At 64.9% G+C, this 19,821-nt stretch carries 21 protein-coding genes; 3 read left to right on the forward strand and 18 right to left on the reverse strand.

Annotation, left to right across the window (positions count from 1 at the left end; translation table 11 throughout):
* Nucleotides 1-150: 150 nt before the first annotated feature.
* The 8 genes from GGQ68_RS16710 to GGQ68_RS16745 are packed head-to-tail and all read right to left on the reverse strand — an operon-like array spanning nt 151 to nt 6,394.
* The gene (locus GGQ68_RS16710) at nt 151-1,278 is read right to left on the reverse strand and encodes an EscU/YscU/HrcU family type III secretion system export apparatus switch protein (RefSeq protein WP_183968013.1); all 1,128 of its coding nucleotides are present in this window, start codon (nt 1,276-1,278) and stop codon (nt 151-153) included.
* Nucleotides 1,279-1,281: 3 nt separating this feature from the next.
* A complete protein-coding gene (locus GGQ68_RS16715; protein WP_183968015.1) occupies nt 1,282-2,037 on the reverse strand; it encodes a flagellar biosynthetic protein FliR in 756 nt (251 codons plus the stop codon).
* Between the two features lies 1 nt (nt 2,038).
* The gene (flhA, locus tag GGQ68_RS16720; protein WP_183968017.1) at nt 2,039-4,132 is read right to left on the reverse strand and encodes a flagellar biosynthesis protein FlhA; all 2,094 of its coding nucleotides are present in this window, start codon (nt 4,130-4,132) and stop codon (nt 2,039-2,041) included.
* Nucleotides 4,132-4,944 (reverse strand): lytic transglycosylase domain-containing protein, encoded by an 813-nt coding sequence (locus GGQ68_RS16725; protein ID WP_183968019.1) that lies wholly within the window; start codon nt 4,942-4,944, stop codon nt 4,132-4,134. Before GGQ68_RS16725 ends, flhA begins: the two co-directional genes overlap by 1 nt.
* A complete protein-coding gene (locus tag GGQ68_RS16730; protein ID WP_183968021.1) occupies nt 4,944-5,213 on the reverse strand; it encodes a flagellar biosynthetic protein FliQ in 270 nt (89 codons plus the stop codon). Before GGQ68_RS16730 ends, GGQ68_RS16725 begins: the two co-directional genes overlap by 1 nt.
* A 17-nt stretch (nt 5,214-5,230) precedes the next feature.
* On the reverse strand, nt 5,231-5,560 hold the full coding sequence (gene fliE / locus GGQ68_RS16735) for a flagellar hook-basal body complex protein FliE (protein ID WP_183968023.1): 330 nt from the start codon (nt 5,558-5,560) through the stop codon (nt 5,231-5,233).
* An 11-nt stretch (nt 5,561-5,571) separates the two neighbouring features.
* The gene (flgC, locus tag GGQ68_RS16740) at nt 5,572-5,982 is read right to left on the reverse strand and encodes a flagellar basal body rod protein FlgC (protein WP_183968025.1); all 411 of its coding nucleotides are present in this window, start codon (nt 5,980-5,982) and stop codon (nt 5,572-5,574) included.
* 10 nt (nt 5,983-5,992) lie between these two features.
* Nucleotides 5,993-6,394 (reverse strand): flagellar basal body rod protein FlgB, encoded by a 402-nt coding sequence (locus tag GGQ68_RS16745; RefSeq protein ID WP_183968027.1) that lies wholly within the window; start codon nt 6,392-6,394, stop codon nt 5,993-5,995.
* 66 nt (nt 6,395-6,460) lie between these two features.
* On the opposite strand from GGQ68_RS16745, the gene fliI reads away from it, so the two are divergent.
* From fliI to GGQ68_RS16760, 3 genes are all read left to right on the forward strand, one after another.
* Complete coding sequence (gene fliI / locus GGQ68_RS16750; protein WP_183968029.1) at nt 6,461-7,813, forward strand: flagellar protein export ATPase FliI; 1,353 nt, start codon at nt 6,461-6,463, stop codon at nt 7,811-7,813.
* A gap of 85 nt (nt 7,814-7,898) precedes the next feature.
* Complete coding sequence (locus GGQ68_RS16755) at nt 7,899-8,360, forward strand: hypothetical protein (protein WP_183968031.1); 462 nt, start codon at nt 7,899-7,901, stop codon at nt 8,358-8,360.
* 133 nt (nt 8,361-8,493) lie between these two features.
* Entirely contained in the window at nt 8,494-10,581 is a 2,088-nt protein-coding gene (locus tag GGQ68_RS16760; protein WP_183968033.1) for a CFI-box-CTERM domain-containing protein, read from the forward strand.
* A gap of 49 nt (nt 10,582-10,630) precedes the next feature.
* Here the strand turns inward: GGQ68_RS16760 and GGQ68_RS16765 are convergent, their stop codons facing one another.
* The 10 genes from GGQ68_RS16765 to GGQ68_RS16810 are packed head-to-tail and all read right to left on the reverse strand — an operon-like array spanning nt 10,631 to nt 19,819.
* Nucleotides 10,631-11,611: an asparaginase gene (locus tag GGQ68_RS16765; RefSeq protein WP_183968035.1), complete on the reverse strand. Its 981-nt coding sequence runs from the start codon at nt 11,609-11,611 to the stop codon at nt 10,631-10,633.
* Nucleotides 11,612-11,614: 3 nt separating this feature from the next.
* Nucleotides 11,615-12,820: an ABC transporter substrate-binding protein gene (locus GGQ68_RS16770; protein ID WP_183968037.1), complete on the reverse strand. Its 1,206-nt coding sequence runs from the start codon at nt 12,818-12,820 to the stop codon at nt 11,615-11,617.
* Complete coding sequence (locus GGQ68_RS16775) at nt 12,821-13,852, reverse strand: CobW family GTP-binding protein (protein ID WP_246429403.1); 1,032 nt, start codon at nt 13,850-13,852, stop codon at nt 12,821-12,823.
* Nucleotides 13,849-14,172 carry a hypothetical protein gene (locus GGQ68_RS16780; protein ID WP_183968039.1) on the reverse strand — a complete coding sequence of 108 codons (324 nt, stop codon included), beginning with the start codon at nt 14,170-14,172 and terminating at the stop codon, nt 13,849-13,851. Before GGQ68_RS16780 ends, GGQ68_RS16775 begins: the two co-directional genes overlap by 4 nt.
* Nucleotides 14,173-14,227: 55 nt before the next feature.
* Nucleotides 14,228-15,103 carry a polysaccharide deacetylase family protein gene (locus GGQ68_RS16785; RefSeq protein ID WP_183968040.1) on the reverse strand — a complete coding sequence of 292 codons (876 nt, stop codon included), beginning with the start codon at nt 15,101-15,103 and terminating at the stop codon, nt 14,228-14,230.
* A 36-nt stretch (nt 15,104-15,139) separates the two neighbouring features.
* Complete coding sequence (locus GGQ68_RS16790) at nt 15,140-16,186, reverse strand: ABC transporter ATP-binding protein (protein WP_183968041.1); 1,047 nt, start codon at nt 16,184-16,186, stop codon at nt 15,140-15,142.
* 55 nt (nt 16,187-16,241) lie between these two features.
* The gene (locus GGQ68_RS16795; RefSeq protein WP_183968043.1) at nt 16,242-17,468 is read right to left on the reverse strand and encodes an ABC transporter substrate-binding protein; all 1,227 of its coding nucleotides are present in this window, start codon (nt 17,466-17,468) and stop codon (nt 16,242-16,244) included.
* 28 nt (nt 17,469-17,496) lie between these two features.
* Complete coding sequence (locus GGQ68_RS16800; protein ID WP_183968046.1) at nt 17,497-18,249, reverse strand: SDR family NAD(P)-dependent oxidoreductase; 753 nt, start codon at nt 18,247-18,249, stop codon at nt 17,497-17,499.
* Nucleotides 18,246-18,974, reverse strand: coding sequence for an SDR family NAD(P)-dependent oxidoreductase (locus GGQ68_RS16805; RefSeq protein ID WP_183968048.1), 729 nt, complete (start codon nt 18,972-18,974; stop codon nt 18,246-18,248). Before GGQ68_RS16805 ends, GGQ68_RS16800 begins: the two co-directional genes overlap by 4 nt.
* Nucleotides 18,971-19,819, reverse strand: a complete 849-nt coding sequence (locus GGQ68_RS16810) for an ABC transporter permease (RefSeq protein ID WP_183968050.1) — start codon at nt 19,817-19,819, stop codon at nt 18,971-18,973. The genes GGQ68_RS16805 and GGQ68_RS16810 overlap by 4 nt, the downstream gene beginning before the upstream one ends.
* Nucleotides 19,820-19,821 lie beyond the last annotated feature (2 nt).

Consider the following 19,821-nt stretch of genomic DNA (forward strand, 5'->3'; position numbering starts at 1 on the left):
AATCCCGACACAGGATGCCCCAGACAGTGCTCCCGTCCTCGACCTCGGGCATGGCTATGTTGATGGCCTGAGCACAACGGCATAGTGTGATGCCCTGGAAAAGGGTCCACGTCGCCAGCAAAGCCACGCCCGAGTGGCAGCCGCGTGTCGTCAGGGGTCTTCGCGCAGGCTGGAGCCGTCCGGCGGTGCGCGGCGAATGTTGCGTTCGAGGTCCATCACGTAGCCGATGATGGCGGCCACAGCTTCCCAGTGTTCGACCGGGATCTCCTTGTCCAGCTCCGCCACATCGTGCAGCGCGCGCGCCAGCGGGCGGTTCTCGACCATGGGAACCTCGTTCTCCCGCGCCAGAGTCCGGATGCGCGCGGCCATCAGGTCGGCTCCCTTCGCCACGCAGACCGGCGCCATGTCGACACCCGTTTCGTATTTCAGCGCCACCGCATAATGGGTCGGGTTGGTCAGGACCACGGTGGCGCGCGGCACCGCCTGGGCCAGCCGCTGCCGGGCACGGTCGCGCCGGATGTTCATGCGCTTGGACCGGATCAGCGGGTCACCTTCGGTTTCCTTGACCTCGTCCTTTATGTCCTTCATCGACATGCGCTGTTTGCGACGGTGTTCAAAGCGTTTCCACAGGATGTCAGCCACGGCGACCACGGTGACAAAGCCAAGCGTGATGAGCAGCATCCGCGCCGCCTCGACCCGCACGAAACCGAACACCATCTCCGGCAAAAGACCCTGCGTCTGCCAGATCCGGCCAACCGCCTCCAGCACGACCCAACCGGCAATCACACCGACGATCAGCACCTTGGCCACGCTCTTGAAGAACTCGACGAAGGCCGCCACCGAAAACAGCCGCTTGAAGCCGGAGATCGGTGAGATCTTCGACAGTTTCGGCTTCAGCCGCTCGGCGGCAACCACGACATCCCCCTGCAGGGCAACCCCCGCCAGGGCCCCGACGACCATCAGTGCCATCAACGGCCCCAGCAAGATGCCCACGCCGCGCAGAACCTCCCAGCTGACCAGTCCAAGATCGCGCAGTCCGGCGACGCCGGTCCCGATCTCGACCGCGCCCGCGGTTTCCAGCACATTGCGCAACACGCCCGCCAGCGGTGCCGAAACGGAGGGCAGCACGAAGGACGCGATGGCGAAAAGCGACAGCACGGCCATGACGTTGCCCGCTTCCTTGGAGGAGGCCACATCGCCTTTCTCGCGCGCCTTGCGCAGTTTTCGCTCCGTCGGCTCCTCGGTCTTGTTGTCCTTGTCGTCGTCCTCATCTGCCATGGTTCAGAACACCATCATGCCAAGCCATTCACCGAACCGTTCGGCAAATTCGCGCAGCATCACCGGCGTTGCCATGACCAGAACCAGAAGGCCTGCCATGATGAGCACGGGCGCGGCCACGAAGAAGACCGGCAGCGAGGGCATCATCCGCGAGGCCAGCCCCATCCCGAGGTTGACCAGCAGGCCCATGACGTAGAACGGCGCCACGATCGACAGCCCGAGGTAGAAGCTTTGCGAGACCGCCTTGACGATCTGCTGCGCAAGGTCGGACGGCAGGATCTGTCCCGGCGGGAAGATCTGGTAACTCGAAATCATGGCCGCGATGATCAGGTGGTGCAGGTCGGTGGCAAAGATCACCGCCACACCGCCCAGCATCAGACCAGTCGAGATCAGCGTCGAGCCCTGAAACGAGCCAAGGCCGGGAGAGAAGGCATTCGACAGGCCGGAGACCAGGCCGATTTGCGAACCGGCAAACTCCAGCGCGCTGAGCAGGATACGCGCGGTCAGCCCGATCCACAGGCCCAGCGTCAGTTCGATGGCGATCATCCCCACCAGCGGGCCCGGCGCATCAAGCGAAATCGGCCCCTGCGGCACGGCCGGATACAACGCCAATGCCAGCACGAGCGCCAGCGCGAGGCGATGTCGCACCGGAACGAAGGACTCTCCGAAGGCCGGCATGAACATGACGATCCCGCCGATGCGCGCAAAGACCAATGCCACGCCAAGGAACTCCACGCTCAGAAGGGCGGCCAGATTCACCTCACTGGCCCACGGTGGCAAGGGTGCGCAGCGCCGTCTTGCGATGGATCTCGTTGTGCGACAGAACCACCGTCATCGGGCTGACCCGCTCCAGCATGGACCGCACGAAACTGCGGATCTCGGGGCTGACCAAGAGCGCGGGCCACTGGTCCTGTTCCGCGAATTTCTGGATCTCCCTGCGGGCCTGCAGCACGAATTCCTGCACCCGTTGCGGCGACATGACGAAGTTTCGGTCATCGCCGTTCACCCGCAGCGCCTCCAGGAACTCCTTCTCCCAGGCGGGCGACATGGAAATCACCGAGATGAAGCCCGTATCATCCTGAAGCGCCTTGCAGATCTGGTTCGACAGCCGCCGCCGCACGGCCTCGGTGATCTGCGTCACGCTGGAGGTGGACCGCTTGGCCTCGGCAATCGATTCAATGATGAGCGGCAGGTTCCGGATCGACACCCGCTCCGCCAACAGCGCCTGCAGCACATGCTGGACCAGGACCATGGGCGCACTGCCCGGGATCTCTGCCACGAGCTTCTGGTATTCGCGGTCGAGCCCCTCGACCAGATCCTGTGTCGCGCCGTAGGTCGTCAACTCAGGCAGGTGCTCCTTCACCACTTCGGTCAGGTGCGTGATGATGACGCTTTCGGGATCGACCACCGTCAGGCCCATCGCCTCGGCCCGCGCGCCGGTTTCCTTGTCGACCCACAGCGCATCCAGTCCGAAAGTCGGGTCCTTGCCACGCTCTCCCGGCAGGCCGCACGCGCCGGGATTGACCACCATCATGCCCGTCGGGCGCAGCTCGCCGCGCGCCACTTCCACGCCCTGCACGAGGATCGCGTAGGTCTGCGCCGGCAGCATGGGCTCGTCCTTGATCCGCACGGAGGGCAGGACGAAACCGAACTCGCGGGCAAAGAGATTGCGCAGGCTCTTGATCTTGCCCGTCAGCGCCGCGTCGCTGTTGGAGATGAGCTGCACCAGCCCCTGCCCCAGTTCGAGCCGCAGCCCGTCAAGCTTCAGCGTCTCCTGGATGTTGTCCTCCGGTGCGACGGCTTCGGCGCGCTGTCTTGCGGCGTCCTCGCGGTCCACAGAGGCCTGCGCCTCTTCGGCCTGCCGCATGACAGCCACCCCCAAGACGGCCATGATGATGGCGAGGGCCGTGAAGATCAGGCTTGGGAACCCTGGTAGGAGCCCGATCCCGAACAGCAACAGGGACGCCATGAACAACGCCTTGGGAAACTTCGAAAGTTGCCCGAGGACCGCTTCGTTGGCGGCCCCCTCCGTGCCGCCCTTGGTCACGATCAGACCCGCCGCCAGCGACACGATCAGCGCGGGCACCTGTGTGACAAGCCCGTCACCGATGGTCAGCACGGTGTAGAAATCCGCGGCCTCCGACAGGGACAACCCGTGCTGTGCGACGCCGATCAGGATGCCGCCCACGACGTTGATCAGCGTGATGATCAGCCCCGCCACCGCGTCGCCGCGCACGAATTTCGACGCACCGTCCATCGCGCCGAAAAAGCCGCTTTCGTCCTCGACCTCCTTGCGCCGCGCGCGGGCCTGATCTTCGTCGATGATCCCGGCGCCAAGGTCGGCATCGATCGCCATCTGCTTGCCCGGCATGGAATCGAGCGAGAAGCGCGCCGTGACTTCCGCGATCCGGGTCGACCCCTTGGTGATGACCACGAAATTGATGACGAGCAGGATCGCAAAGACCACGATCCCGATGATGAAATTGCCCGACACGATGAAGCGAGAGAACCCCTCGATCACGCCCCCCGCCGCGCCCGGCCCGGTATGGCCCTCGGACAGGATCAGCCGCGTGGAGGCCACGTTGAGAGACAGCCGCAACATCGTGACCACAAGGAGCAGCGTCGGAAAACTGTTGAACTCCAACGGTTTCGGAATCCACAGGGCCACCATAAGCACCAGCACGGACACCGAAAGCGAGACCGCGAGCCCGAAGTCCAGCACCGCCGCAGGCAACGGAACGAACAACACGGCAAGGATCAGGGCAACCGCAATCGCAAAGCCCACGTCGCGGTTGCCATGCCCCTTGCTCAGCCAGCCGGCAAGCCCGCGGGAAGACGCTTCGCTCATCGCCATCAGAACATCTTTCGGAAGGCCGGAAGCACCGGTGACAGCACCTCTCGCCCGAAAAGGCTTCGCCCGCCCGACGCGGCTGCCCCGGAACGCAGGGTGATTTCGGAGGTCCAGAAATGTCCGCCGGGCAAAGGATCGGCCACGACACGGCCCGACGTCGACGCGATGGGCGACCGCCCTGCCCCACCACCTGCGGCCGCGAGTTGGCGGAAGATGTCCAGCCGGTCGTTGGCGATGCCGACGTTCTGCTCCAGCCGGCCAAGATAGACCTCCTGCTGTGCATCGGTGGCGGAGTGGTAATGCCCTGCCGCCGCGATCCAGTCGCCCTCGCGGTCATGCAGCCGCTTTAGAAACCGGGCCGCGTAGTCGACGTTGCGCGCGGGGTCAAAGCCCTCCTCCAGGGCGGCAAAGGCCTCCGGATGCCAGCGCAGGTTCACCTGCATGCAGCCGATGTCGATAGAGGAGACGCCGGATGCCTGACGCGCCCGCACCCAGCTTGCCGCTTGTGCCGGCGTGTCGAAGAAGCGCCCGTCTCCATCGGCATTTGCGACCCAGGGCCAGATCGTCAGCTCGCCCTTGTGCATCATGCCACTCTCCTGAAGGCCAATGCCAAGCAGCAGGTTGCCGGGGATCTGGTGCTTCACCTGCGCGCGCAGGATTTCCCGGACGCAGATGCCAGCGGGGTCCCCCTCCGATCCGGCGATGGCTCCCGACGAAACAGTCGCGGACGGACGGTAAAAGTCACTCCAATCGGCAAGCGCCCCCTGCCCCGCCAGAACCGCAGTGCAGACCATCGCGACACGAAACACCCGCATCACAGGCCCCCGCTGACGATGAGGTCGAACACCCGGTCGGAGAGTCGCCGCACCACGGTGTACATCAAAGGGGTGAAGACCAGCAGGCCGATGAAGATTGCGACGATCTTGGGCACGAAGGTGAGGGTCATTTCCTGCACCTGCGTCAGCGCCTGGAAAAAGGCGATGAGCAGTCCGACCACCAGGGCGATCGCCATGATCGGACCGGAGCCGTACAGCACCGTGAGAAAGGCGTCGGACAGGATCGTGTAGGTATCGCTTTCGGTCAAGACCGCCTCCGAACCGATCAGATCGGCATACGAATGATTTCCTGATAGGCCTCGACCAGACGGTCACGGACGGCGACCGCCGTCTTTACCGTCGTGTCCAGTTCCAGCGTGGCTTCCACCACGGTCTGCGTGTCCGCGTTGCCGCGAAGCCCGGTCTGGGCCGTCGCCTCGGCCTCGCGGACCGTCTGCAGCGCATCGGCCCCGGCCTTGGACACCATGTCGCCAAAGCTGGGGCGCGCGGTCTCCTGACCTGCCGGTGCGGCATTCCTGGCCGTCATGTCCCGCGAGGCGCGATAGGCCCCCGAGGCAGCGTTCACGGACAGCAGGGAGGTGGGATCGGTCGCCATGGGTCGCCCTCTTATTTCAGGAGGTCGAGCAGCTGCGTGCGCATGGTGCGCCCTGTCTCGAACATGTTCAGGTTGGCCTGGTAGCTGCGCGACGCCTCGCGCATGTTGCTCATTTCGAGGATCGTGTTGACGTTCGACACCTTGACGAAGCCGTCCTGATCCGCTGCCGGGTGTGACGGGTCGTAGCTGAGATCGAAATCGGCAGTGTCACGGCGAATGCTCTCGACCCCAACCATCGAGGCGCCGCTGTCGCGGTCGATCATTTCCTGAAAGGAGATGATCTTGCGGCGATAAGGGTCGGCGCCGTCGGTGGTACCGGTCGAGCTGGCGTTGGCCACGTTTTCCGACACGACCTTGAGCCGCTCGCCCTGTGCCCGCATGCCACTGGCCGCAACGGAAAGAACCGATTTGAGTGTATCCATGTGTGCCCCCTTACCGCACGCCCGTGACCGCGATGGTCAGCAAGTTGTGCCCCTTGCGGTACAGCTCCGCCGCAAGCCGGTAGTTGCCGGCGACCTCGGCCGCCGCGATCGTCTGCTGTTCAAGCGCAACGGTGTTGCCGTCGATGCTGCCTTCCCAGGCCGTCTCGTCTTCCTGCACCTGAACACCCCGAGGCGTTCCGCCGCCGCTGCCGATATGTTGGGCGTCCGTCGTTCTCAGCCCCTGCATCGCCTCTGAACCGCTGACCATGGCATCGAAACCACTGGTGGTCTTGGCCTTGTAGTTCGGCGTGTCGGCGTTCGCGACGTTCTCGGAAATCACGGTTTGACGGGCACCCAGCCATGTCATCCGCTGAGACGCCAGCTGAAAAAAGGACATTCCCCCAAGCTTCATGACCAGTTTCCTTTTACCTCAATCAAGGATAGCATGATTAAATCTTGCTTAGCAATGGATAGTACCATGCATACAGCCTTTTCAGAGCTTTCTAGTCTTGCCCGCTCGATTGACCGGACATCCGTGAAGGGCGAAGTCACTTCGGCTCTGGGATTGGTGCTGACCGTCTCGGGTCTGGAGCGGGCGGTCGGCATTGGTGAGCATTGCACGGTCCATGGCAGCGGCGGCGCCGTTCTAGCCGAAGTCGTCGGCATCGATGTCACCGGCATCAAGCTCCTCCCCTTCGGCAGCTGGGATGGCGTGCGCACCGGCGATCAGGTCGAGGTCACGACATCCGGCGCGGACATTCGCCCCGATGACGCCTGGATCGGGCGCGTGGTCGATGCGCTTGGCAGACCTCTCGACGACAAGGGGCATCTGCCGGAGGGGGACAGGCCCCGTGCCTTGCGCGCCGCGCCGCCTCCCGCCTTTGCCCGCCGTCGGGTCGGTCCCCGCCTCGCCACCCGGCTCAAGGTGGTGGACGCCTTCGCACCCCTGTGCCGTGGTCAGCGCATGGGCGTCTTCTCCGGCTCCGGCGTCGGGAAATCCACCATGATGGCCATGCTGGCGCGCAACGCGCAGGCAGATGTCATCGTGGTGGGTCTCGTCGGGGAACGCGGGCGCGAAGTTCAGGATTTCCTTCAAGACGACCTCGGCGAAGAAGGTCGCGCCCGTGCGGTCGTCGTCGTCTCCACCGGTGATGAACCGCCCCTGATGCGCCGGCAGGCCGCCTGGACCGCCACGGCTGTGGCGGAACACTTCCGCGACCAGGGCAAACAAGTGCTGCTTTTGCTCGACAGCGTCACCCGCTTTGCCATGGCGCAGCGTGAAATCGGTCTGGCCGGGGGCGAGCCCCCGACCGCCAAGGGCTATCCTCCCACCACCTTCGCAGAGCTTCCCCGGATGCTGGAACGCGCCGGTCCGGGCACCGGTGATGCCGGTGATATCACCGCGCTCTACACGGTTCTCGTGGACGGCGATGACATGGACGATCCCATCGCGGACGCCGTGCGGGGCATCATGGACGGTCACATCGTCCTCGACCGGCGCATTGCCGAACAGGGTCGCTTCCCGGCGGTCAACCTGCTGCGGTCGATTTCGCGGATGCTGCCGGATTGCCATGCGCCGGAGGAATACGCCATCTACCGCACGGCCCGCCGGGCGCTTGCCCGATATGTCGATATGGAAGAGTTGATCCGCATTGGCGCCTACCGCCCCTCAAGTGACCCGGAGGTCGATGCCGCGATCAAGCTCTACCGCCCGCTGGAGGCGCTGCTTGGTCAAAGCAAGCGAGACGCCATGGAGCCGTCCGAGACCTTTGCCCGTCTCCATGCCTGTCTGACAGATGCCGGGATTGAGGTGCCCGACACCAAAAGCTGAGTCACCCAAGGTCTCGCTCTCGATGCGCCAAAGGCCAGCCTGTGCAAGCCGCGCAATCCTTGATGCCGCGATCCGCCAACTCCGCATGGCCGCCCGCAACCGCAACAGCGCCACCGTGGCTTGCAGCTCTAACAGGAAACTTCTGGGCGATCGGCGCGCTGTGGGGCGCGACGGCCAAACACTGGATTTCCCGCTGTACGAGCACCGCGTCGAGACAACCGTGTTGAAAGTCCTGGCCAAGGCAGGCGTGCAAAATCCTCTACCAAGAGCCCGCGCCATTGAAACCAGCGGTGCAGACTCGGTGGGTTTGCCGGGCAATAACACCGTGCTCAAAGGCGTCGGACCCTCGCGCGGGATCAGGGTCCGCAGGTCAAAACACCTCGGCAGCACCGCCAAGCAGCATCATACGTCGGATCAGGCGCATAACGGGCGCAAATCAATCCCGCCACCCGCGCCCGCACTGGACCGGATCAAACGCCGCACATGTTCGGGAAAGACCGACTGCGCGGAGCGTCCGTTCAAAACCGTCGCAAGCCCGGCCGCCTGAACACTGTCGCCAACGCGTCATATCAGCAGCAATGAATGTTCATGACAGGCCCTGATTTTCACCATCGTTAATTTTTAAATAATATTTCTCATGGAGTGTTCAGAGGAGACCCAGCCCTCTTTCGGAGCGCCCCATGCCTGCCACAGACATCAACACCGGCACGCAGACCGGAGATGCCGGGCTGGCGCTCGGTCTGAATGGCATCGCCGATTTCTCGACCCAGATGCCCTTCCTCGACATCATGAAGACCGCGCGCCCCTGGACCGGCCACCTGGAAGGGCAATGGGGCGGGATGGGAGAGGACGACCTCCGCGCCGCCGGGGTTCTGGACGCCAATGGCTGGCCGACCGAGATTCCCGCAGGCGTCACACATATCGAAACCTTCATGCTGACCGAATACCCCGCCGAGGCGGTGTCAGCCGCGGGCACCTACCGCCTCAGCTGGTCGGGTGAGGGCGAGATCACCGTTTTCGGCGCCGAGATTCTCAGCGTCACGGACACCGAGATCTGGCTCGACTACACCCCCACCGGCGAGGCGCTCTTGGCCGTCGGCATTGCCGAAACAGACCCCAATGGCACCGGAGACTACATCCGCGACATCAGCCTTGTGCACGAGGACAACATCGCCGCCTTCGAGGAGGGCGAAATCTTCAACCCTGACTGGCTGGCGGTGGTGGAGGACGTGCACGCGCTGCGCTTCATGGACTGGATGCAGACCAATGGCAGCACCGACGAGGACTGGGCCGACGCGCCACAGATCGACGATTACACCTACGCGGGCGGCGTCCCGGTGGAGGTCATGGTCGCCCTGTCCAATGCCACCGGCACAGAGCCGTGGTTCAACATGCCCTTCGGCGCCTCGGAGGACTACATCGAAACCTTCGCGACCTACGTGCGCGACACGCTCGACCCGGATCTGCGCGCGCATTACGAGTTCTCCAACGAGGTGTGGAACTTCACCTTTCCTCAGGCCCATGCCTCCGCTGCCGAAGGCGTGGAGCGCTTTGGCGAGGCCCTGCCCGACGGCTGGATGCAGAACTACGGCGCGCGCGCCGCGGAAATGGCCGATGTGCTCGACGAAGTCTACGCCGGGCAGGAAGACGCACTGGTCAAGGTCTTTGCCACCCACACCGGCTGGCCGGGGCTGGAAGATTCCGCGCTGAACGCCCCCGCCTGGCAGGCCATGGGCAACCCGCCGCCCTCCGAGAGTTTCGACACCTACGCGGTCACCGGCTATTTCGACGGCGCGCTGGGGCGCGAAAAGGCCGACACCGTGCGCGAGTGGATCGAGGACAGCCAGTTGGCGGCGGAGTCTGACGCCGACGAGCTGGGCCTGACCGGCTCCGAACGGGACGCCTATGTCGAGGCGCACCGCTACGACATGGCGACACCGCTCGCGCTTCAGGAATTGCGGGACGGCTCGATCACGGGCAATCCCGACGGCAGCCTTGCGGCGCTGTCAGAGATGTTTGAATACCACGCCGCCGTGGCCGAAGCGCATGACTTGTCCATGGTGATGTACGAAGGCGGGACACATGTGGTGGGGATAGGCGAGAACGCCACGGACCCGGAGCTTGCGGAGTTTTTCCAGCATCTGAATTATTCCGACGGGATGGGCGACCTCTACGGTGAGCTGCTGGAGTCCTGGGACGAGGCCGGCGGCACCCTGTTCAACGCCTTTGTCGACGTCGCCCCGTCGAGCCAGTGGGGCAGCTGGGGCAGCCTGCGCTACCTCGAGGACGACACCGCGCGTTTTGACGAACTGATGGCCTTCAACGACACCAATCCCCGGCCTTGGGATGATCCTGATGGGGGCGCAGTGGGCGGTGATCCGGACACCGATCCCGACGATGACGACGATCCCGACACAGACGACGATGGTCCGGGCCTGCCGCCGCTGGAAGAGGAGGAAGATCCCCCCGAAGAGGATGAGGAAGACGAAGACGACAGCACTGGCGGAAGCAGCGGCGCGGGCAGCTGTTTCGTCGCCACCGCCGCCTACCAAAACGCCTGGCACCCGGATGTGGTCGACCTGCGCCGCCTGCGCGACGAGCATCTGGTACGGACGGCTCCGGGGCGGGCCTTCGTGGCGTTCTACTGGCGGGTCGGACCAGTCCTTGCGGTGCCTGTCAGGCGCAGCCCCGGTCTGTCGTTGATCGCCCGCACGGTGCTGTCCGTGCTGGTCCGGCTGCTCCGCCGAACCATCCTGCGCCGGACCTGAGCGAGGGGGGCGCGCCGTCAGGCCGCGTGCCCCCCGCGCACGCGCGCCGTCAGGCGAAGCGCGCGAAAGCGGCCGCGATTTCCTCTCGTGTGGCGCCCTGCCCCAGCAGGGCCGCCAGCAAAAGCCGCGCCTTGTAGGGCGACAGCTCACCGGCCAGCAGGCAGCCTGCCTCGACCAGCGTCGTGGCGCCGGAATCCTTGCCGTAGACCGCCATCGTCCGCCCCTCGGCGCAGCGCGTCGCCACGATCACCGGGATGCCCTTGTCGATCAGCCGTTTCGCCGCATCCGCAAACCCCATCGGCGCATTGCCCCGGCCAAAGCCCGCGATCACCACGCCGGACACGCCGCTGGCACCGCAATGGTCGAGCAGGCGCGGCGTGGTGCCCAGCCCGGGCGCTATGATTTCCACATCCGGATCGAGGGTCGGCGTCGACAGGGTGACGCGCGCGCCGGGCCTGCGCCCGATATGCACCCGGCCTTCGTCCACGTCGCCAAGCTTGCCAAAGCCCGGCGAACGGAACGTGTCGACGCGCGAGGCATGAACCTTCGTCACGTCGCGCGCCGCGTGAAGCTCGCCCTCAAACAGGATCACCGGGCCGACGCCGGTCAATGCATCGCTGGCGGCGCAGGTGATCGCATCGCCAAGGTTGCGCGGCCCGTCGGTGTCCGCGACGCCCGCATGACGCTGCGCCCCGGTAAAGATCACCGGCTTGTCAGAGCGCACCAGCAGATCCGCAAGGAACGCGCTTTCCTCCATCGTGTCGGTGCCGTGGGTGACCACCACACCGGCCACCGCCGCGTCCGCCAGCGTTTCGGTGATCCGGGCACACAGCGCGTGGATCGTCGCCAGATCCAGCGCGTAGCTGCCGCGCGCCGGGAAATCCTCAACCCGCACCGCGATGCCGTCCGGCTTCTGATGCAGCGAATCCAGCAGACGCTCGCCCGCCAGTGCCGCGTTGACCGGACCGCCCGCATGATCCGAGACCGACGCAATGGTCCCGCCGGTGGAGATGAGTACGACCTGTTTCATGTGTTATCCCGTTTTGCGTGCTCGTCCGTTGCGCGGCCGGGCTGCGGCAATCAGATCGCCCCAGCGGCGCACAAGGAAATTGTGTTCATCCATCGTGGTGTTCCAGACCGCGATGCGGCTGGCGCGGTCGCGGTATGACCCGCCGGAACGGATTTCGCCAGCCCTGATGGCGGGCCGCCCCGTAGGATCCGGCAGGTCGCGCGCCGCCGGTTTGCCGCCGTACCAATAATCCCATTCGTCGGGCTCCAGCACCGCACGCACCCGGTCCGGCACGGACATGTAGTAGCCCTGTCGCGCCATGGTGGCCCCGGCCCATCCGGCGAGGAACCAGTTCATCCAGGCATAGGCCATGTCGAGCTTGCGCCCCGCCAGTCTTGCCGACAGGCACATGCCCCCATGCCAGGCGCGGTAGCCTTCGACCGGGGTGGCCTGCCGGATCTTCAGGCCACGGCCCTTCATTTCCACCACGGAGGGCGACCAGATCGACGAGATCGCCAGCTCCCCCGAGGCGAACCGCGCAACCGGCTCCATCGCCTGCCGCCAGAACGGCGCAAAGTGGCCGCTTCTCGTCAGCTCAAGGCCATGGGCGAACATCTCCTCGATCTCAGCGATGCTCATGTTGCCAAGGTCACGCACCTGCATCCGCCCCGCCGCGATCAGCGCCATGGTCAGGTCGAACGCCCCGATGGCCGGTTCGTCGACCAGCGACACACGCCCGGCCCACCGGTCGTCCAGCAGCTCTGCCCAGCTGGTGATGTCCCTGTCCACGTCAAGGTTCGAGACTTCGCTGTTCACCGCGAAACTGTCGAAGTTGTAGACCGTCGGCAGCATGGAGATGCGCCCCGTGGGCGTTTCCCCCAGCGACGCGTCTGACTGGACATACAGGCGCGAGGCAGGTCGGTCCCCGGCGCCCTGCACCACGCCATGAACGGAGGACTGCCCCGTCCGGGCAAGCCCGGCCATCTCGTTCCAGGTGTCGATGCGGGCCACGTCAATCGGCTGGATTGCGCGCCAATGCCAGACGATGTCGAGATTGTGGAAACACTGGTCATAGACATCATAGGTGTCAGGAGACATGGCGGCCGTGCGCTGCGCCCCCACGAAATCCTGTTCAAGGAACTCCAGCTCGAAACCAAGATCCTGCTCGGCCTGCGCTTTCAGCAGCCGCCAGGGCAGGATTTCGGTACACAGGATTCGCAGTTTTTCCATTCAGGCGGCCTTTGCCCCGGTTGTGTCGTCCAGACGCATGAAGGCATGGAACGACCGCCGGATCAACGCAGGGTCGATCCCTTCGAGGATGAACACAAGTCTGGAGTGACGCGGCCCGTCGGGCCAATGCTCCATGTGGACGGGCGCGTGCACCAGGTGCTGAACGCCGTGGACCGCCACGGGCTGGTCCTCTCCGTCGATGGCCAGAATGCCTTTCACGCGAAAGATCCTGTCGCCGTAGCGGTGCAGCAGCAGGGTCAGCCAGATGCCGAAGTCGGTCCAGTCAAGCGGGTGCTCCACCGTCAGCGAAAAGGTGACGACGCCGAGGGTGTCATCGTGGTGGTGATGATGATGCCCGTGATCGTGGTCATCGCCGTCGTGGTGATGCCCGCAGGTGCCACAGGCGTCCGGCTCGATGAGGCTGTGCACGGCGTCGAGATCCCCGAGGATGTCCGACGCCCCCATGTCCGAGGTCACGACACGCGCCACCGGGTTCACGCGCGCCAGCGCGGCGCGCAGATCGGTCACGTCGCCGGCAAGGTCGGTCTTCGTCAGAACGATACGGTCCGCGGCGGCGATCTGGCGCACGGCCTCTGCGCGGTGGTTCATCTGGGCGGCGGCGTTCACCGCGTCCACCGTCGTCAGCACCCCGCCGGAACGAAAGTGGCTGCGCAGCACCGGGTGCGCCTGCAGCGTTTGCAACACCGGGTAGGGATCGGCCAGACCTGTCGTCTCGATCACCACGCGGTCAAAGTCGATCTCGCCGCGCGCGCGCATCTCGTCGAGGTTGATCAGGGCGTCCGCCACCTCTCCGCGCACCGTGCAGCAGATGCAGCCGGATTTCATCAGCACCACGTTGTCATCGATCCGGTCAAGCAGCTGGTGATCCAGCCCGATTTCACCGAATTCGTTGATCAGCACGGCGGCGCGCGCCATGTCCGGATCGGTCAGCAATTTCTGCAGCAGCGTCGTCTTCCCCGAGCCGAGAAATCCGGTGAGCAAGGTCACAGGTGTCATCAAGGGTCTGGTCATTGGCGCTCCATGAAGGCGATCAGCTCTTCGTCCAGCGGGTCGAAACCGCGCGTGGCGAGGGCCTCCGCCTCCGGCCAGAGGTGCGACAGCGCGTCGAACACCCGCGACGCGCCGGTGGGGCTTTTCAGCACATAGGACGTGCCGTGGAACTCGGACATCTTCAGGCGGCGAAAGTCCAGCACGCGGTTCGCGGCCTTCAGCCGTCGCGCACCCTCGCTGCGCCGGGCATGGCGGTCGGTGTTGCGCGAGTAGACGCCGGGGCGGTCCACGGCGCTGGTCCAATGATCGTCGCATCCGAGGATGCCGCAAAGCGAGCACATGGCGCTTACCTCCTGAAAAAGGGGGGGGGAGCGCGGAACGCTCCCCCGGTTCGGCTCAGCGCGGGAAGCGCTTGTCGAAGTCGTCGGCCATTTCGTCCATAGTGACGAAGCGCACGCCTTCCTTGCCCTTCATGTAGTTGATCAGCCGCTCCAGCATCAAGAGAACCTGCGGACGACCGGACACATCGGGGTGAATGGTGATCGGGAAAACCGCATAATCCATGTTTTCGTAAACCCAGTCGAACTGGTCACGCCACATTTCCTCGATGTCGCGCGGGTTCACGAAGCCGTGGCTGTTCGGCGCGGTCTTGATGAACATCATCGGCGGCAGGTCATCGAGATACCAGTTCGCCGGGATCTCGATCAGGTCGGTTTCCTCACCACGCACCAGCGGCTTCATCCAGTCCGCGGGTTTGCCGGAGTAGTCGATCTTGGTCCATGTGTCGCCGACGCGCACGCGGTAGGGCGTGAAATCGTTGTGCATCAGCGAGTGGTCGTACTTGATGCCGCGCTCCAGCAGCAGCTCGTTGGTGACGTTGGAAAATTCCCACCAGGGCGCGACGTAGCCGGTCGGACGCTTGCCCGAAAGCTCGGTGATCAGCTCGATGCTCTTGTCGAGCACGGCGGTCTCCTGCTCGCGGGTCATGGCGATCGGGTTCTCGTGGCTGTAGCCGTGAATGCCGATCTCGTGGCCGCGCTTGGCCACCTCTTTCATCTGCTCGGGAAAGGTCTCGGCAGAGTGGCCGGGAATGAACCAGGTGGTTTTCAGCCCGGTCTTGTCGAAGAGGTCCAGCAGGCGCGGGGAGCCGACTTCGCCTGCGAACATCCCGCGCGAAATGTCGTCGGGGCTGTCTTCACCGCCATACGAGCCGAGCCAGCCCGCCACGGCGTCCACGTCGATGCCGAAGCCTACCAGAATTTCCTTGGTCATGTGTTGTTCCTTTGTTGGTCTGAAAAGTCAGGAGTGTCAGGATTGAATGAGCGTGACCGCCGCAGGATCGACGCCCAGAGTGATGGGCTGGCCCGGGGTCAGGGCCTGCGCCCCCGGTGTTGCAGCGTGGGTTTCGACGCTGATCTCGCGGTTGTCGGCCAGCCGCACCCTCAGGTGCCCGACCGAACCGACCAGCGACTTGCCGGTCAGCGTGCCGTCGAGCCGGATTTCGCCGGGGGTGCCGGCGGGCGTGATGCGAAAGGCCTCGGCCGGGATCACCGCCAGGTCGCCCGCGCCCTGCCCGCTCAGCAGGCCCAGCGGCGTGTCGATCTGCCCCGCCCCCACGGACCGGCCCGCGATCATCGTGTTGGACCCGATGAAATCCGCAACAAAACGGCTCACGGGACGGCGGTACAGCTCCTTGGGCGGCGACACCTGTTCCACCACGCCATTCGACATCACCACCACACGATCCGACAGGCCAAGCGCCTCGGACTGCGCGTGCGTGACAAAGATAAAGGTGATGCCCAGTTCGCGTTGCAGCAGCTTCAGCTCGTTTTGAATGATGCGGCGCAGGTTCGCGTCAAGCGCGCCAAGCGGTTCGTCCAGCAGCAGGATCTCCGGCTCCACCACCAGTCCACGCGCCAGCGCGATCCGCTGACGCTGTCCACCCGACAGCTTGTCCGCGCGACGGTCGGCAAAGTCGTTGAGATCGAACATGTCGAGGATGCGGTCGACCTTGTCGTCCTTCTCCCATGTCGGCATCTTCTTCAGATCGAGGCCGAAGGCCACGTTCTGCCGCACGGTCATATGCGGGAACAGCGCGTAGTTCTGAAAGATCATGGAGGTCGGGCGCTGCTCCGGCGGCATCGCGGACACGTTCTGCCCCTTGATGAGGATCTCGCCGTTGGTGATGTCCTCGAAGCCCGCGATCATGCGCAGCGTGGTGGACTTGCCGCAGCCGGACGGCCCGAGGAAGGCGACAAACTCGCCCTTCTCGACCTTCAGGTCGAAATCCGACACCGCCACCGTGCCGTCGGGATAGGTCTTGCCGACCTGGATCAGTTCAAGATCGTGAAGCATCTTGGCCCCTCGTTGGATGGTGGGGGGAGGACACACGCCCTCCCCCCTTGGGTGATCAGGCGTTGAGGAACTCGTCCCACTTCTGGATGAGGTGGTCGTATTCGTCCGGCCACTGGTGCCAGTACGCCACGTTGGAGGAGCGTTCCTCCAGCGAGCCGCCATCGCGCAGGTCGCCGGGGTTGATGCCGCGCTCGGGTTCGCCTTCCCATGGTGCGCCCTCGTACCAGAAGGCGTATTTCGCCGGATCCATCGTGTCCTTGATGGATGTGGACGGCGAGTAGTAGCCCTGCTCGGTCACGGTGATGCCCGGCTCGCCCGACAGCCAGTAATCGGCGTAGGCGATGACGGCCTCGCGGTTCGGCGTTCCGGCCAGCATCGACGGGCCGATGGCCCAGCCGCGCGTGCCTTCCTTCGGCGAGGCGTAGCGCGCGGGTTTGCCCTGCGCCTTGACCGCCATGACGGCGGGCTGCCACGCATCGCAGACGACCATCTCGCCGGACGCCATCAGGTTCACCAGCTCACCGAAGTCGCCCCACAGCGCGCGGAACTGGCCGTCCTTCTTCTTGGAGATCAGGAACTTCGCCGCCTCGTCGATCTCTGCCATGGTCGGGTTGCCGGGGTTCTTGGCCTCCAGCATCCCCAACGAGTTCAGCGCCAGGATGGCCTGACCGATGGCGATCAGCGGGTCGACGTTCAGACCGGAACGGCCTTTCCACTTCTCGTCAAACAGCGCGGTCCAGGTGTTGGCCTCTTCCTCCGACAGAACCTCCGGGTTGTAGCCGATGGAGTCGAAGTTGTAGACGGCGGGCACCATGTAAAGCTCGGTCTGCGCCTCGTCCGCCCAGATCTGGCCCGCGATCTGCGCGGAGGGGGCCCACTTCGGGTTCACCGTGGTAAAGACATCGCGGATCGAATCCCAGTTCTGCAGAGCCGATGTCGGAATGGTCTCGACATTGTTTGTGGCGATCAGGGCGGGCAGGCGCTCGCCGATGATTTCCCAGCAGTCGTAATCCGCCGACCCGGACAGGATCTTGGTCTGTGCATCGGGAAAGGTGGCCGGAGTGCCGGAAACGGACTCGACGCCGCTTGCCGCCTGAAAGGCGTTCAGGATGCGGTCCTGCACGGTGGTCGACAGGCCGGTGGTGCGCAGCGACTGACCGGACAGATCCTGCGCCATCGCCGCACGGGTCCATGGGTGAATGCCGGACCCCAGGGCCAGGGCGCCAAGCGCCGCGCCGCCCTGCAGGAAACCCCGACGTGTCGGTTTGCTATAGGTTGTCATTTTTCATGTCCCTGTTGTTGAACTGTTTTTAGTAGCGGCCCGGAAGCAGGCCGCCGTCGACCGTCACCACCTGCCCGGTCAGGTAGGAAGCGTCGGAGGATGCGAGAAACCCGATGACCGATGCGATCTCTGACGGCTCGCCGAGGCGGCCCATCGGGATGTAGGGGGAGGCGATCTCTGCCGCCTTCGGGCCAAGGCTGTTCTGTTCGCTGAGCAGCTGCGCGGTGCGGATGTAGCCCGGCGCGACGCCGTTCACCCGGATGCCGCGCGGCGCCAGCTCCACCGCGAGGCCGCGCACAAAGCCCACGACACCCGCCTTGGCCGACGAATAGTGCACGTGTTCGTCCCAGCCGTAAGCCACGCCCATGATGGAGCTGAGGCAGACGATGGACGCGCCTTCCTTCATCGCGGGCAGCGCCGGGCGGACAACGCGCAACATGCCCTTGAGGTCGATGTCAAAGGTTTCATCCCATTTCTCGTCCGTCATCTCGGACATGGGCACACGGTGGGCGATGCCCGCGTTTGCCACGATCACGTCGATCCCGCCGTGGCGCGCCACCACGTCGGCCACCAGCGCATCTGCGGCGGCAGTGTCGCGCACGTTCAGCGGCTGGAATTCGGCGCTGCCGCCCGCGGCCTCGATGGCGTCCACCACGGCTTGGCCCTCATCGGCCAGCACGTCGGTCACCACCACATGCGCCCCCTCGCGGCCAAAGCGTTCGGCCACGGCCTTGCCGATGCCGATGCCGGCGCCGGTCACGAGTACGATTTTCTTGCTCATAGCATCACATCCCCGGAGTTCGGGCCAAGTGTCTGGCCCACGAAAAGCGCCGCATCGTCCGAGCACAGGAAGGACACGACGCCCCCCACCTCGGATGGCTCGCCAAAGCGGCCGAGCGGCAGTTCTGATTTCTTGACCCGCTTCCAGTCCTCGGAGAGGGCCTCGACCAACGGCGTGTTGATCGGTCCGGGCGCGACGGCATTGACGCGCACCCCCCTGGCCGAGACTTCGCGGGCCAGCGATTTCGTCATGCCGATGATGGCCGCCTTCGCCCCGGCGTAGTGGGTCAGCTCGACCCCGCCCACTTGTCCCAGCTGCGAGGCGATGTTGACCACGACCCCCTGCCCCGCCTCCAGTATCGCCGGAAGGCAGGCGCGGGTGACGAGGAACGTGCCCCGCACATGCACCGCAAAGATCCGGTCGAACATGGCCGGTTCAATCTCCATGAACGGTGCCTGATGGCCGAACCCCGCGTTGTTCACCACGATCTGCGGCGCGCCAAGGGTGGACCGGACCTCGTCCATCATCGCGCCCACCGCCGTCTCGTCGCTGACATCCGCGGCAAAGCCCTTGGCCGTGCCACCCGCCGCGGTGATCTGATCCGCCACGGCCTGCGCCGCATCGAGGTGAAGATCGTTGACCGCGACGGTGTGCCCGTCCTCGGCCAGCCGCAGGGCGATGGCCGCCCCGATGCCGGAGCCCGCACCAGTGACCAGAGCGATCATGCCGCCTCCTCCTGGCCTTTGTAGCTGCCCGATTTCACGGCGGTGAACCGCTTCATCAGCAGGCCGTAGACCACCAGAAGGGTGAAACTGAACACCGTGGTCAGAACCCCGAAGGCAAAGAGGTTGGGATAGATTTCGACCGAGAAGGTCCCGTAGATCGACAAGGGCAGCGTCAGTTCGCGCCCGATGGTGAACAGCGTCCGCGAGAATTCGTCATAGCTGAGCGTAAAGCTGAACAGCATGGCCGACAGGACGCCGGGGAAGATGATCGGGAACGTCACCCGGCGAAAGGTCTGCGCCGGAGAGACGCCGAGCGAGAGGGAGGCTTCCTCCACCGTGCGATCAAAGCGGTTGAAGATCGCCAGCATCACCAGAAAGGCAAAGGGGTAGGTGTAGACCACGTGCAGCACGAAGGCCGTCCCCCACCACGCCCGCGACACGCCGATGAAGTTCGACAAAAGCGCCATGCCGAGGCCCACCAGAACGCCGGGCACCATCATGCCGAGGATGATGAGGTAGAAGGCCGGGCCGGAGCCCTTGAAGCGAACGCGGAAAGCTTCGGCGCTCATCACGCCCAGAACGGTGGACACCACGGTTGTCATGAAGGCCAGCACAAGCGACCGCAGCAGGCTTTCTCCGACGGGCAGTTGCGACACCCGGCTGGTGTCCGTTGCCCCGAAAAGGTGCTGATACCAGTAGGTCGACCATTCCTGGACCGGGAACTGCGGACCACCGTTCGGGCCCTGGAAGCTGAGGATCGCCAGCACGATCAGCGGGCCGTAGAGGAACAGCAGGAACAGGCCGGTGTAGGCCGCGAGGCCGGGCTTGAGAAGGTTGGTGTTCATTG

It is taken from the genome of Sagittula marina, from assembly GCF_014196795.1.
Classification (GTDB): Bacteria; Pseudomonadota; Alphaproteobacteria; order Rhodobacterales; family Rhodobacteraceae; genus Sagittula; species Sagittula marina.